Origin of the sequence: Mesorhizobium sp. M0954 (genome assembly GCF_040319155.1) — a bacterium.
Taxonomy (GTDB): Bacteria; Pseudomonadota; Alphaproteobacteria; order Rhizobiales; family Rhizobiaceae; genus Mesorhizobium.
Genome location: NZ_JAMYNR010000005.1, coordinates 111,338 through 126,029, shown reverse-complemented (window position 1 = coordinate 126,029; position 14,692 = coordinate 111,338). Strand labels below are relative to the sequence as shown.

The following is a 14,692-nucleotide window of genomic DNA, read 5'->3' as shown; positions in this document are numbered from 1 at the left end:
CCATGATAAACATCCTGCACGCACCCGACTTCCAGCAAAGCCAGCGGCTGCGCCTCAACACGCTGATCAGGTTGCGCTGGCTTGCCATCGTCGGCCAGAGCCTGACCGTGCTTGTGGTCGCTTACGGGCTGAAATTTCCGCTACCGGTCGGCATGTGTTTTGCGCTGATCGCCTGTTCGGCCTGGATGAACCTTTTGCTGACCTTCCGCTATCCGGCGGCGCATCGGCTTACCCCGTTCTCGGCCTTCGCCATCCTGACCTTCGACAGCCTGCAGCTTGCCGGCCTGCTCTACATGACCGGCGGCCTTACGAATCCGTTTTCGCTGCTGATGACCGTGCCCGTCGTCGTCTCGGCGACGTCGCTGCCGCTGCGGCTGACCGCCATGCTCGGCGCGCTGGTGATCGTGGCGGCGACGCTGCTGGTCTTTTACCACCTGCCGCTGCCCTGGCATGAGGGGGCGCCATTGGCGATGCCGTTCATCTATGTCGCCGGCATGTGGATGGCGGTGTTCTGCTCCATCGCCTTTACCGCGATCTATGCCTTCCGGGTGGCCGAGGAGGCGCGGCTGCTTGCCAACGCGCTTGCCGCCACGGAATTGGTGCTGCAGCGAGAACAGCATCTCTCGGCCCTCGACGGCCTCGCCGCGGCCGCCGCGCACGAACTCGGCACGCCGCTCGCCACCATCACGCTTGTTGCCAAGGAGATGGAGAAGGCGCTTGGCGAAGATCCGAAATACGGCGAGGACGTGAAGCTGCTGCGTTCGCAGAGCGAGCGCTGCCGCGAAATCCTGAAGCGCCTGACCAGCCTGTCCTCCGAGAGCGAGGTGCACCTCTCGCGCCTGCCGCTGACCTCGCTGGTCGAGGAGGTGACGGCGCCGCACCGCGATTTCGGCATTTCGATCAAGCTTCGGCCGGGCGAGCGCATCGGCCCGGAGCCGGTGGGCCGGCGCAATCCCGGCGTCATTTACGGCCTCGGCAATCTGGTCGAGAACGCGGTCGACTTCGCCCGCAACAGCGTGACAGTGCGCTGGAACTGGAATGAGGCCGCCGTCAGCTTCTCGATCATCGACGACGGGCCGGGCTTTCCACCGGAGATCATCGACCGTATCGGAGAACCCTATATGTCGACGCGACAAGGCACCGAAGCCGGCGGCGGCCTCGGCCTCGGCCTATTCATCGCCAAGACCTTGCTCGAACGCTCCGGCGCGACGCTCGATTTCCGCAATTCAAGCGAGCCCGGCGAGGGCGCTATCGTGCAGATATCGTGGCCGCGCAGCGTCTTCCTCAATCCCGAGCAGGCTTCGGCCACCATGTTCGACACGGCCTAAATTGGACAATAGCGTTGCGAAACTATATTTGCGTAAAAATCAGGCAGCAGGATTTTCAGCACGATGAGTACTGACGAAACGATTGGCGCAATGGTCGAAGGCGAGGATACCTCGCTGCTGATCGTGGACGACGACAAGCCGTTCCTGACGCGGCTTGCCCGCGCCATGGAAACCAGGGGTTTCGTGGTCGAGACGGCGGAGAGCGTCGAGGAGGCGGTTGCCAAGGCGCGCGCCAATCCGCCGGCCTATGCGGTGGTCGACATGCGGCTGGCCGACGGCAACGGCCTCGACGTCGTCGCCGCGATTCGCGAGAAGCGCGACGATGCCCGCGCCATCATCCTCACCGGCTACGGCAACATCGCCACCGCGGTGACAGCGGTAAAGCTCGGCGCCATCGACTATCTGTCGAAGCCGGCCGATGCCGACGATATTTTTGCCGCCCTGACCCGCACCGCGGGCGAACGCGCAGCGCCGCCAGAAAATCCAATGTCGGCCGATCGCGTGCGCTGGGAACACATCCAGCGCGTCTACGAAATGTGCGACCGCAACGTCTCGGAAACCGCACGCCGCCTGAACATGCATCGCCGCACGCTGCAACGCATCCTCGCCAAGCGCGCGCCGCGCTAAAGGGCTCTCATTACAGGCTTGCCCGGCCAGCGCTGTTTGCGCATCATCGCTCGGCGGTGTCGGACCTTGCCGCTGATACGACGGAGGCGACATGCAGGACGAAAAGCGGCTGGTCTCCATGCTGCGCGAATTCCTCGACAGCGAGGCGGCCGGCGGCCTCATCCTGATGGCTGCGGCGGCCTTGGCCCTGATCGTCGCCAATTCGCCGCTGGGCGAGGCTTATTTCTCCGCCCTCCATGCCTATCTCGGACCGCTCAGCGTCTCGCACTGGATCAATGACGGCCTGATGGCGGTGTTCTTCCTGCTGGTCGGTCTCGAGATCAAGCGCGAAATGCTTGACGGCCAGCTGTCGACCTGGCCGCGCCGCGTGCTGCCCGGCATCGCCGCCGCCGGCGGCATGGCAGCGCCGGCACTGGTCTACGTCGCCATCAACCGCAACAATCCAGCCGCTCTGTCCGGCTGGGCGATCCCAACCGCCACCGATATCGCCTTTGCGCTCGGCGTGCTGTCGCTGCTCGGCAGCCGCGTCCCGGGTTCGCTGAAGATATTCCTCACGGCGCTTGCCATCATCGACGATCTCGGCGCGGTGCTCATCATCGCGGTGTTCTATACCAGCGGCCTCTCGCTCGCCTATCTCGGCGCCGCCTTCGCCGTGATCGCGCTGCTGGTGGTGCTCAACCGCATGCGGGTGCTGACGCTGCTGCCGTACATCTTGCTCGGCATCGTTCTGTGGGTTTTGGTGCTCAAATCGGGCGTCCATGCGACGCTCGCCGGCGTCGCGCTGGCCCTCACCATACCGCTGAAGATATCGCCGGGCAGCGGCCATGATCTCGACCATTCGCCGCTGCACCGGCTCGAACACGGCCTGCACAAAGTCGTCGCCTTTTTTGTCATCCCGATTTTCGGCTTTGCCAACGCCGGCGTCTCGCTCGCCGGTCTCAGCGCTGCCGCCCTGGCCGAGCCGCTGACGCTCGGCGTCGCCGCCGGCCTCGTCTTGGGCAAGCTGGTCGGCGTGTTCGGGTCTTCCGCGCTTGCCATCCGGCTTGGCTTCGCCGATCTGCCGGTCAATGCCGGCTGGCTGCACATGGTCGGCATTTCGCTGCTCTGTGGCATCGGTTTCACCATGAGCCTGTTCATCGGCCTGCTCGCCTTCGCCAGCGACGCCGCCCTGCAGGACGCGGTCAAGGTCGGCATCCTCGCCGGCTCCTTCATCGCCGCGCTCCTAGGCGCCGCTGTGCTGCTGGTGGCGCCGGCCGCAGGCGAGGCGGAGGAGGCGGAAGAATAGGCGTCTCCTCGCGGGCGCTACCCGTGAGCGACCATGACGTGGCGGACGGCGGTATAGTCCTCCAGCGCGTAGAGCGACATGTCCTTGCCGTAGCCGGATTGTTTCAACCCGCCATGCGGCATCTCGTTGGTCAGCATGAAATGGGTGTTGATCCAGGTGCAGCCATATTGCAGCCGGGCCGCTGTCGCCATGGCCCGCGAAACGTCCTTGGTCCACACCGACGACGCCAGGCCGTAGTCAGAATCATTGGCCCAGTTCACCGCTTCGTCAACTTCGGAAAAGCGGGTGACCGAGACCACCGGACCGAACACTTCGCGGCGCACGATCTCGTCCTCCTGCAGCGCGCCGGCGACGACGGTCGGCTGGTAGAAGAAGCCGGAGCCCTCGCCCGGCTTGCCGCCCGTGGTGATCTCGATGTGCTTGAGCTCAGAGGCGCGCTCGACGAAGCTCGAGACGCGGTCACGCTGGCGACGCGAGATCAGCGGGCCGATCTCGTTCTCGGTATCGTCGGGGCGATCATACTTGATGGTCGAGACCGCAGTGGAGAGGTCTGCGACGAGCTTGTCGTAAATCTTCTTGCCGGCGTAGATGCGGCAGGCCGCGGTGCAGTCCTGGCCGGCATTGTAATAGCCGAAGGCGCGCAGACCGTTGACCACCGCGCCGAGATCGGCGTCGTCGAAGACGATGACCGGCGCCTTGCCGCCGAGTTCGAGATGCGTGCGCTTGACCGATTTGGCGGCAGCCTGCAGCACCTTCTTGCCGGTGGCGACGTCGCCGGTGATCGAGATCATGTTGACTTTCGGGTGGTTGATCAGCGTGTTGCCGACGCTGTCGCCGCGACCGAGCACGACGTTGACGACGCCTTCCGGCAGGATCTCGGCAAGGATTTTCGCCAGCTTCAGCGCGGTCAGCGGCGTCTGTTCCGACGGCTTGAAGACGACGGTGTTGCCGCCGGCAATCGCCGGCGCCAGCTTCCAGGCCATCATCATCAGCGGATAGTTCCACGGCGCGATCGACGCGACAACGCCGATGGCGTCTCGGCGGACCATCGAGGTGTGGCCGGGAATGTATTCGCCGGCGACCTGGCCGGGCATCGAGCGGACCGCGCCGGCAAAGAAGCGGTAGCAGTCGACGATCGCCGGGATCTCGTCATTGAGCACGGCATTGATCGGCTTGCCACAGTTCAGCGCCTCGAGCGCCGCGAAATCCTGTGCAGCAGCCTCGATGCGATCGGCGATCTTCAGGAGATAGCCGGCGCGCTGCGCCGGTGTTGTGCGGGACCAGGTGACGAAGGCTTTTTCGGCAGCAAGCACGGCCGCCTCGATCTGCGCTGGGCTGGCCTCAGGCAGATTGAGGATGGTCGCCCCGGTCTTCGGGTTGAGGATCGGCTCCTCGGTCTCGGTGCCTTTTTCGAATTTCGAGCCGATCAGCATCTGTGTGTCCATGGAAGTCTCTCCCTTGTGAACGAGATCATTTGCCCGAACCGGCGATCTGGTCGCCGTCGCGGGTCAGGTAATAGGCAGCGAGGATGGGGAGCAGCGTCACCAGCACTACCACCATCGCCACGACATTGGTGACCGGACGCTGGCGCGGACGGATCAATTCTTCGAGCATCCAGATCGGCACCGTCTGCTGCTGGCCGGCGGTGAAGGTGGTGACGATGACCTCGTCGAAGGACAGCGCAAAGGCAAGCATGCCGCCGGCCAGCAGCGCGGTTGCGATGTTGGGCAGCACGACATGCCGAAAGGTCTGGAAACCATCGGCGCCGAGATCCATCGACGCCTCGATCATCGAGCCGGACGTGCGGCGGAAGCGGGCGACCGCATTGTTGTAGACGACGACCACGCAGAAAGTGGCGTGGCCGAGCACGATCGTCCAGAACGAGAACGGGATTTCGGCCAGCGCGAAGGCCGAGCGCAGCGCGATGCCGGTGATGATGCCGGGCAGCGCGATCGGCAGGATGACCAGCAGCGAGATGGTTTCGCGGCCGAAGAATTTTGTGCGGGACACGGCAGCGGCGCACAGCGTGCCGAGGATCAGAGCGATGGCAGTCGAGATCGCCGCGACCCGCACAGACAACGACAGTGCCTGCCAGACGTCGGGGCGGTTCCAGGTGACGGCGAACCATTGCGTGGTCAGGCCCGGCGGCGGCCAGACGAAGCTCTTCTCCTCGGTGGTGAAGGCATAGACGAAGATCAGCAGGATCGGCAGGTGCAGAAACAGCAGGCCGCCGGTGGCAGCGAGCTTCAGGCCGATCGGCGCGGATGGGCCACGGTCAGAGCGCATCGAAAGCCCCCATGCGCTTGGCGCCCCAGAGATAGAACCCCATGATGACGATGGGCACCACGGTAAAGGCGGCGGCGAGCGGGATGTTGCCGGCGGTGCCTTGCTGCGAATAGACGGCCTGGCCGATGAACAGCCGCGAGGTGCCGATGATCTGAGGAATGATGTAGTCGCCGAGCGTCAGCGAGAAGGTGAAGATCGAGCCGGCAACGATGCCGGGCAGCGCCAGCGGGAACAGCACGTTGCCGAAGGTCTGGCCGGGCGAGGCGCCGAGATCGGACGAAGCCTCGACCAAATTGCCCGGCACGCGCTCGAGTGCGGCCTGCACCGGCAGGATCATGAATGGCAGCCAGACATAGACGAAGACGATGAAGGTGCCGGTTGAGGAGACCGACAATGAGTTGCCGCCGACGACCGGCAGCGATAGCCAGGCATCAAGCAGCCAGAGAAGATGCAATTTGGCCAGCAGCCATGTCAGGATGCCTTCCTTGGCCAGGATCAGCTTCCAGGCATAGATCTTGACCAGGTAGCTCGACCACAGCGGCAGCATGACGCCGAGATAAAACAGCGCCTTCCAACGGCCGCGCGCATAGCGCGCCGCGTAATAGGCGATGGGAAAGGCGATGACCGCCGCAGCCAGCGTCACCAGCGCCGCCATTGTCACCGTGCGCAGGATAATGTCGAGATTGGCGGCCTGCAGCAGGTCGCCATAGGTCTTCAGCGTGAATTGCCGGTTGATCAGGCCGGAGAACTCGTCGATCGAAAAGAAGCTCTGCAAAAGCAATGCGAAGAGCGAGCCGATATAGACGATGCCGAGCCACAAAACCGGCGGCAGCAGCATGAGGAGCAACAGCAGCTTCGGCTGTCGCCAAAAAATATCCGACACCGCGCCACGCAGGCCGCCGCTTCGCGGCAGGATGGCGGGCGGCGTGGCGCGCGGCATGACGGTGTCGAGGCTCATCCGAGCTCGTCCATCAAATGCAAATGCTCGCGCTTGAAGGTGAGCACCACCGCCTCGCCGTCCCCCGGCAGCACAGCACCCGCCGGCACGATGGCATGCAGCCGCAAGCCCTCTGCATCGAGCGCCAGTCTTGTCGTGGCGCCGAGATAGTTGGTCGAGACCAGGCGGGCGGCAACCCCTTCGCCGTTGGCCCGGCCAATACGGATGGATTCGGGTCGTAGGCTGCCCCAGCGATGCTGGCCGGCATAGCGCTGGACGAAATCCGGCGGCAGCACGTTGGACGAGCCGACGAAATCGGCGACGAAGCGGGTCTTGGGGCGCTGGTAGATGTCTTCCGGCGTGCCGATCTGCATGATCTTGCCGTCATTGAAGACGGCCACGCGGTCGGCCATCGACAGCGCTTCGCCCTGGTCGTGGGTGACGAACACGAAGGTGATGCCGAGCGCCTTCTGCAGCGATTTCAACTCCTCCTGCATGTTTTCGCGAAGCTTGAGGTCGAGGGCGCCGAGCGGCTCGTCGAGCAACAGCACCTTGGGCTGGTTGACCAGCGCACGGGCGAGCGCGACGCGCTGGCGCTGGCCGCCGGAAAGCTGGCCAGGGCGACGGGCGCCGTAGCCGGGAAGCCGCACCAGCGCCAGCGCTTCTTCCGCCGCCTTTTGCCGCTCCGGTCTGCCGATGCCCTTGACCATCAGCCCATAGCCGACGTTGTCGAGCACGTTGAGATGCGGGAACAGCGCATAATCCTGGAACACGGTGTTGACGTTGCGGCGATAGGGCGGCACGCCCTCGGCGCGTTCGCCGAAGATCGAGATCGAGCCCGCCGTCGGCTGCTCGAAACCGGCGATGAGGCGCAGGCACGTCGTCTTGCCCGAGCCGGAAGGCCCGAGCATGGCGAAGAACTCGCCCGGCACGATGTCGAGATCGACCGCGTCGACGGCACGCACGCTGCCGAAATGGCGAGAGACGTTTTGGAAGGAAACGGCGGAGGTCATGGGGCTGTCCTGATCTGTCAGGCTCATCAAATTTCAGGCGGTAGCGCTGCCTCTCATCCGCCTGCCGGCACCTTCTCCTCGTATAGTGGACGGGGAGAAGGGAGGCGCTCCAACGTTGGCGGCCCCCCGGTTCTTCACCGGGAGAGGGTAAGGGTGAGGGGCAGCGCCGAACTTCGTAGGTGAGGCGAACTCACCGCCCGCCGATGACGCCGATATAGTCCGACACCCAGCGGTAATAGGGCACGCACTGGTCGTTCTGGGTGGCGCATTTCGAGACCGGCGTCTTCCAGAACTTGATCTTGTCGAAATTGTCGTAGCCGTTGGTCTTGCAGCCTTCCTCCCCGAGCAGTTCGTTGCCCTTGCAGGCGGCGGGCACCACCGGCAGCGAGCCGAACCAGGCGGAGACGTCGCCCTGCACTTTTGGCGACAGCGAATGCTCCATCCACATGTAGGCGCAGTTCGGGTGGGCAGCATCGGCCTCCATCATCGTGGTATCGGCCCAGCCGGTGACGCCCTCCTCGGGGATAGTCGAGGCGACCGGCTTCTTGGCCGCGATCAGCGTGTTTACCTGGTAGGGCCAGGAACCGGAGGCGACGACGCCTTCGTTCTGGAAATCGTCGACCTGGATGGCGGCGTCGTGCCAATAGCGTCCGACCAGCGTACGCTGGACCCGCAGCAGGTCGAGCGCCGCCTTGTACTGATCCTCGGTCAGTTCGTACGGATCCTTGATGCCGAGCTCCGGCTTGTGAGCCATCAGGTAATTGGCGGCGTCGGCGATGTGGATCGGCCCGTCATAGGCCTGGACGCGGCCCTTGTTCGACTTGCCGTCGGGAAGCTTCATTTCCTCGAAGACCACGTTCCAGCTCTTCGGCGCCTCCTTGAACACTTCGGTGTTGTACATCAGCACGTTCGGCCCCCACTGATAGGGGACGCCGTAATGGACTCCGCCGACGGTGAACCAGGGCGCATCCTTCAGCCGGTTGTCGACCGTCTTCCAGCTCGGTATGAGGTCGGTGTTGATCGGCTGGACGCGCTTGCCGGCGACAAGGCGCAGCGAAGCGTCGCCCGAGGCGGTGACGAGATCGAAGCCGCCCTCGTTCATCAGCGAGACCATCTCATCGGAGGTGTTGGCGGTCTTGACGTTGACCTTGCAGCCGGTTTCCTTCTCGAACGAAGTGACCCAATCATAGGCCTTGTCGGTTTCGCCGCGCTCGATATAGCCCGGCCAGGCGACGATATTGACCTCGCCTTCGCCTTTGCCGAGCTCCTTCACCTGGGCGATGGCCTGGCCGGAGAAGCTCAGCGCGACCGTCAAGGCAGTGCATGATTTCAGCAATGAATTCATCGTCGATCTCCCATTTTTGCATGACCTCGAAACCGGTTTCGGGTTTCGGAAGAAGGTCATGCGCCCGTTCAAAAACGTTGGATGCGCGGCCCTGAAGGGCCGTGCTCCTCGCATCGGCCCGAAAATCGGAAATCGATTTTCGGAAGGCCCGATGCGAAAACTAAAAGTCTTAGAGCGTACTATGTGCGTCCAATTGGACGCACGTCGCGCTCTAACGGCAGCTTTGTTCCCTGACCGAAAAGTGCTGCGAAATTTCCGGTTTCGCAAATTCATTTATCAGAAAGCCGATATCGATTTTTCCGATACGTCAGCGGCCAATCTTCTCGGGCCGTTGGCGCACCATGCGCTGCGACTGGGCAAGTCCGATGAAGTCGCGCGCCGCCTGCGGCAGACCGGAGCCGCGCCGCCAGACCATGCCGACCTGGACGACCGGCAACGATCCCGAAATATCGCGCGATTCGATGCGGTCGCCTTCCAGCGACCATGGCCGGTAGACGAGGTCGGGCAGCAGCGCCACGCCGGCGCCGGTAGCGACGAGGCTGCGCACCGCTTCGACCGAGCGGGTGCGGAAGGCGACATGCGGCTTGGCGCCGATTGCCGTCAGCAGCTTTCCGGTATTCTCCTCGATCTCGTCGACGGTCAGCATGATCAGCGGTTCCGAGGCGATGTCGCCGATGCCGATGATGTCGGCACCGGCCAAGGGGTGGCCGAGCGGCAGCCACAGCCGGTAGGCCGAGACTTCGAGGATTTCGGACTGCAGTGCCGTGCGGTCGCGCAGGTTCGAGGTGACCATGACGGCAATGTCGAGCTTGCCGCCAATTAACAGGTGCTCGAGATAGTCGCCATTGTCCTCGATCGCCGAGACCTCGACACCCGGATAGGCGCGGCGGTAACGGGCAAGAAGATCGGAAAGCACATAGCCGGCGACCAGCGAGGTGACGCCAAGTTGCAGCCGCCCGCTTGCCGCGGCCTGTTCGCCGAAGAAGGCGCGGCGCGCATCGGAAACGTCGGCCAGGATCTTTCTCGCATGGCGCAGGAACTGGTGGCCTTTGTGGGTGATGTTCAAGCCGCGCGGGTGGCGCTCGAACAGCTCGACGCCGAGATCGTGCTCCAGCTCCTTGATCGCCTCGGTGACCGACGATTGCGAGATCGACAGGTTCTGGGCGGCGCCCGACACCGTGCCCTGCTCGGCGACGGCGATGAAGAACTGCAATTGGCGGATGGTGAAAGCCATGGCCGGACTAAACACGGCAGACGCGGCGCTGGGAAGTGGGTGCTGGAGCAGATCTCCCGACAGAGCTCACGATAGAGCTCAGCCCTCGCTTCCGCCATCGGCAATGCTGAGCCGTGCGCCGGCCTGGGCGAGGGCGGCGCCGATGTCGTGCGGCGGCGGACGGTCGGTCGCGAGTTCGGAAAAGCCGCCGAAGCCGCAGACCTGAACAAGGCCCTGGCGGCCGAATTTGCTATGGTCGGTGACGACAAGCGAACGCTGGCCGCGCGACAGCACCATGCGGGCGAATTCGGCCTCTTCCAGATCATAGTCCATGACGCCGGTTATGGCATCGACCGCACCGGTCGATATCACTGCATGGCTGACGGAAAAGCGGCTGACGAATTCGATGGCCGAGACGCCGAAGGCAGCACCGGAATCGCTGCGCAGCTCGCCGCCGGCCATGTAGACCTTATTGCCGTTGACGGTGGCCAGTGTGCGGGCGATGTCGGAGGAGTTGGTGACGACCGTCAGCCGCCGGTGGCCGAGCAGTTCCCGGGCCAGGAAAGAGGTGGTGGTGCCGGTGTCGAGCATGATCGATTCGCCGTCGCGGATGGTGGCGGCGACCATGCGCGCTATTGCCCGCTTGGCATCGGCGTTCTCGCGCATGCGCCGCTCGAACGGCGCTTCGCCGGCAATCGACGGCAGGCCGACGGCGCCGTGCATCTTGAGGATGGAACCGTCGCTGGTCAGTGGCTTGACGTCGCGGCGTACTGTCTCCAGTGAGACGCCCAGCCGGTCGGCCAGGCTCGCAATGGTCACCGTGCCTTCCTCCTTGAGGAGGCGCAGGATTTCGCCATGCCGCTTCGAGTGGACCATCGGTTCCATCCGGTCGGATTGTTGCACCGCTGACCGCTTCTACGACATAAATGCCACTAACTCCAAGGAATTTAGCAAAATTCGGGCAAAAAACCAGAAAATGCCACAAATTCGCGTTGACAACGCCTCCAGCGTGGCGCGACATTATCGCTGTGACAGGCTCGGAACGGAGGACGACGGCTGAGCCGCACGAAAAATCGCTTGCCCGAACGCCCGGGAGATCGTCGGGTGCAAGGGTCCCGAAATTCAGGATCCGCGGGGGCGGATGCCGGCGTCGAAGAACCCGGCACAAAGGGGCTCGTCGGTGCGGTGCGGGATACCGATCCCGGGATCTGCACCGACGAGATCTTCGCGTTGCCTCCATTCCTCCGTCCGATTGTCATCGCTGGCCAGCCGTGACATGCGTGGAAAACTGACCCAATGTTGGACGACATCGTGACTGTCGAAGACCGCATCCGTGCGCTGCCTTGCTGGACCGGCAGCATCGACATCGCGCCGCTGCCGGGCGGGCTGAGCAATGCCAATTATCTGGTCAAGGACGCGGCCGGGCGGCACGTCGTGCGGCTCGGCCAGGACTATCCGTTCCACCATGTCTTTCGCGAGCGCGAGATGATGACGGCGCGGGCAGCGCACGCGGCAGGCTTCGCTCCGGCCGTCCACTACACTGGACCCGGCGTCATGGTGACGGAGTATCTCGGCGCCAAGGCCTATGTCGCGCAGGACGTGCGCGCCGATCTCGGCCGCGTTGCCGCGTTGCTGCGCGGTTTCCACCGGGAGATGCCCGGTCATGTCTCCGGCGCCGGCTTCATGTTCTGGGTATTCCATGTCATTCGCGACTATGCGCGCACGCTGGAGGAAGGCCGCAGCCGCAAGCTGGGCGAACTGCCGCGCCTGCTGACGCTGGCGGACGAGCTCGAGCGCGCGCAAAAGCTGCTTCCGATCGTCTTCGGCCATAATGACCTCTTGCCGGCTAACATAATCGACGACGGTCACAGGCTGTGGCTCATCGATTTCGAATATGCAGGCTTCAACACCGCGATGTTCGACCTTGCCGGCGCGGCGTCGAACGCAGGCATGAGCGACGAGGAGTCCTTCGCCTTCCTGACCGCCTATTTCATGAAGGAGCCGGACCCGGCGATACGGCGCTCGCACGCCGCCATGCAATGCGCGTCGCTGCTGCGTGAGGCGATGTGGGGCATGGTTTCCGAGCTTTACCTCGACGCGCCCGGTGTCGACTACGCCGCCTATGCCGACGAAAACCTGGCGCGGCTCGAAGCCGCCCTGGAAAACTACAGGACAAAATACGGGACGCGGACATGACCTTGCCCGCCCAGGCCGGGATCGTCGTCATCGGCGGTGGCATCATCGGCTGTTCGACGGCCTATCATCTGGCGCGCGACCACAAGGCCGAAATCGTGCTGCTCGAACAGGGCAAACTGACCTCGGGTTCGACCTGGCATGCTGCCGGGCTGGTCGGCCAGCTGCGCTCGTCGGCGTCGATCACGCGCGTGCTCAAATATTCGGTAGATCTCTACAAGGGGCTGGAAGCCGAAACCGGCCTCGCCACCGGCTGGAAGATGACTGGCTGCCTGCGCCTCGCCACCAATGCCGACCGCTGGACCGAGTATAAGCGGCTGGCAACGACGGCTAAGAGCTTCGGCATGGACATGCATCTGCTGTCGCCGGCCGAGGTCAAGGAGATGTGGCCGCTGCTGGAAGCCGGCGACCTCGTCGGCGCGTCCTGGCTGCCGACCGACGGTCAGGCAAGCCCTTCCGACATCACCCAGTCGCTGGCCAAGGGTGCGCGCATGCATGGCGCAAAATTGTTCGAGGAGGTGCGAGTCACCGGCTTCGAAATGAGAGACGGCCGCATCACCGCGGTAAAGACCAGCAAGGGCGATATCGCCTGCGACAAGGTGGTGAACTGCGCCGGGCAATGGGCGCGGCAGGTGGGTGCGCTCGCCGGCATAAACGTGCCGCTGCAGCCGGTGAAGCACCAGTACATCATCACCGAAAAGATCGATGGCCTGCCGACCGACGCGCCGACAATTCGCGACCCCGATCGCCGCACCTATTTCAAGGAGGAGGTCGGCGGGTTGGTGATGGGCGGCTACGAGCCGAACCCGCAGGCGTGGACGACCGGTCTGCCGGGCGGCGATGTGCCGGACTATTGGGAGTTCCGGCTGTTCGACGATGATTACGATCATTTCGAGCAGCATATGAGCCAGGCGATCGAGCGTGTCCCGGCGCTCGCCAATGCCGGCGTCAGGCAGATGATCAACGGGCCGGAGAGCTTTACGCCGGATGGCAATTTCATCCTCGGTGTGGCGCCGGAATGCGCCAATATGTTCGTCGGCGCCGGCTTCAATGCCTTTGGCATCGCGTCCGGCGGCGGCGCCGGCTGGGTGCTGGCGCAATGGGTCGTCGACGGCGAGGCGCCGCTCGATCTGTGGGTGGTCGACATCCGCCGCTTCTCCGATCTCCACCGCGACCGGCAATGGGTCCGCGACCGCACGCTGGAAGCCTATGGCAAGCACTACACGATCGGCTTCCCGTATGAGGAATATGTCAGCGGCCGGCCGCGCATCGTCTCGCCTTTGTACGAGCGGCTGCAAAAACATCGCGCCGTGTTCGGCTCGAAACTTGGCTGGGAGCGGCCGAACTGGTTCGCGCCGGAAGGCATCGAGCCGAAGGACGTCTATTCGATGGGCCGGCAGAACTGGTTCCCGGCGGTTGGCGACGAGCACCGCCACGTGCGCGAAAAGATCGGTATTTTCGACCAGTCGTCTTTCGCCAAATACGAAATGACCGGAGCCGACGCGCTGAAGGCGCTGGACTGGATCTGCGCCAACGACGTCGCCAAGCCGGTCGGCCGGCTGACCTACACGCAGCTTCTCAACACGCGCGGCGGCATCGAGGCCGATTTGACCGTGGCGAGGCTCGGTGAGGAAAAATTCTACATCGTCACCGGCACCGGTTTCCGCACGCATGATTTCTCCTGGATTGCCGATCATACCGGCAGGGAGTTCGACGTGACGCTGACCGACGTCACGGAGGATTTCGGCACATTGTCGCTGATGGGGCCGCGCGCCCGTGACGTGCTGTCAGCGGTGACCGATGCCGACGTCTCGAATGCCGCCTTTCCATTCGGCCATGTTCGCGAGATCGCCATTGCCGGTCACGCCGTCCGGGCACTGCGCGTCACCTATGTCGGCGAACTCGGCTGGGAACTGCATGCGCCGATCGCGGCGACCGGCGAGGTTTTCGACGCGCTGATGACGGCGGGCGCTGTCCACGACATTCGCCCGGTCGGCTATCGGGCGCTGGAATCGCTGCGGCTGGAAAAGGGCTACCGCGCCTGGGGCGCCGACATTACACCCAACGACACGCCGCAGGAGGCCGGCCTCGGCTGGGCGGTGAAGCTCAGGAAGAATACCGATTTCCTCGGCCGGCGGGCGCTTGAAAAGCTCGATGGCTCGACGCTCAGCAAACGCTTTGCCGGCTTCACTGTCGATGATCCGGACGTCGTGCTGCTCGGGCGCGAGACCATCCTGCGCAACGGCGAGGCGGTCGGTTATCTCACCAGCGGCGGCTATGGCTACACCATCGGCAAGAACATCGGCTACGGCTATGTGCGCAATGCCGATGGCGTCAACGATGATTTCCTTACCTCCGGCAACTACGAGCTGGTGGTGGCAATGGAACGGACGCCGGCTAAGATACACCTCGAGCCGCTTTACGATCCGGCAGGAGCAAAGGTGAAGGCATAGAGCCTTCCGGTT

General features: G+C 64.0%; 12 protein-coding genes. 5 read left to right on the top strand and 7 right to left on the bottom strand.

The window, feature by feature from the left end:
- Nucleotides 1-2 precede the first annotated feature (2 nt).
- The 3 genes from NKH93_RS09035 (at nt 3) to nhaA (ending at nt 3,240) form a co-directional block, all read left to right on the top strand.
- Entirely contained in the window at nt 3-1,328 is a 1,326-nt protein-coding gene (locus tag NKH93_RS09035) for an ActS/PrrB/RegB family redox-sensitive histidine kinase (protein ID WP_352681411.1), read from the top strand.
- Between the two features lie 63 nt (nt 1,329-1,391).
- Nucleotides 1,392-1,955: an ActR/PrrA/RegA family redox response regulator transcription factor gene (locus tag NKH93_RS09030; RefSeq protein WP_023676342.1), complete on the top strand. Its 564-nt coding sequence runs from the start codon at nt 1,392-1,394 to the stop codon at nt 1,953-1,955.
- Nucleotides 1,956-2,046: 91 nt separating this feature from the next.
- Nucleotides 2,047-3,240 carry a Na+/H+ antiporter NhaA gene (gene nhaA, locus NKH93_RS09025; protein WP_352454677.1) on the top strand — a complete coding sequence of 398 codons (1,194 nt, stop codon included), beginning with the start codon at nt 2,047-2,049 and terminating at the stop codon, nt 3,238-3,240.
- Nucleotides 3,241-3,257: 17 nt separating this feature from the next.
- Here the strand turns inward: nhaA and NKH93_RS09020 are convergent, their stop codons facing one another.
- From NKH93_RS09020 to NKH93_RS08990, 7 genes are all read right to left on the bottom strand, one after another.
- Nucleotides 3,258-4,685 carry a gamma-aminobutyraldehyde dehydrogenase gene (locus NKH93_RS09020; RefSeq protein ID WP_352969941.1) on the bottom strand — a complete coding sequence of 476 codons (1,428 nt, stop codon included), beginning with the start codon at nt 4,683-4,685 and terminating at the stop codon, nt 3,258-3,260.
- 25 nt (nt 4,686-4,710) lie between these two features.
- Entirely contained in the window at nt 4,711-5,526 is an 816-nt protein-coding gene (locus tag NKH93_RS09015; RefSeq protein WP_023676345.1) for an ABC transporter permease, read from the bottom strand.
- Entirely contained in the window at nt 5,516-6,466 is a 951-nt protein-coding gene (locus NKH93_RS09010) for an ABC transporter permease (protein WP_352540499.1), read from the bottom strand. The genes NKH93_RS09015 and NKH93_RS09010 overlap by 11 nt, the downstream gene beginning before the upstream one ends.
- A 14-nt stretch (nt 6,467-6,480) precedes the next feature.
- Nucleotides 6,481-7,476: an ABC transporter ATP-binding protein gene (locus NKH93_RS09005; protein WP_352969939.1), complete on the bottom strand. Its 996-nt coding sequence runs from the start codon at nt 7,474-7,476 to the stop codon at nt 6,481-6,483.
- A gap of 190 nt (nt 7,477-7,666) precedes the next feature.
- Nucleotides 7,667-8,821 carry an ABC transporter substrate-binding protein gene (locus tag NKH93_RS09000; protein ID WP_352540421.1) on the bottom strand — a complete coding sequence of 385 codons (1,155 nt, stop codon included), beginning with the start codon at nt 8,819-8,821 and terminating at the stop codon, nt 7,667-7,669.
- Between the two features lie 307 nt (nt 8,822-9,128).
- Nucleotides 9,129-10,055 carry a LysR family transcriptional regulator gene (locus NKH93_RS08995; protein ID WP_023676350.1) on the bottom strand — a complete coding sequence of 309 codons (927 nt, stop codon included), beginning with the start codon at nt 10,053-10,055 and terminating at the stop codon, nt 9,129-9,131.
- Between the two features lie 78 nt (nt 10,056-10,133).
- Complete coding sequence (locus tag NKH93_RS08990; protein ID WP_352767217.1) at nt 10,134-10,910, bottom strand: DeoR/GlpR family DNA-binding transcription regulator; 777 nt, start codon at nt 10,908-10,910, stop codon at nt 10,134-10,136.
- Between the two features lie 435 nt (nt 10,911-11,345).
- Between NKH93_RS08990 and NKH93_RS08985 the strand changes: the two genes are divergently transcribed.
- On the top strand, nt 11,346-12,230 hold the full coding sequence (locus NKH93_RS08985) for a phosphotransferase family protein (protein WP_023676353.1): 885 nt from the start codon (nt 11,346-11,348) through the stop codon (nt 12,228-12,230).
- The gene (locus tag NKH93_RS08980; RefSeq protein ID WP_352969937.1) at nt 12,227-14,680 is read left to right on the top strand and encodes a GcvT family protein; all 2,454 of its coding nucleotides are present in this window, start codon (nt 12,227-12,229) and stop codon (nt 14,678-14,680) included. Before NKH93_RS08985 ends, NKH93_RS08980 begins: the two co-directional genes overlap by 4 nt.
- Nucleotides 14,681-14,692 lie beyond the last annotated feature (12 nt).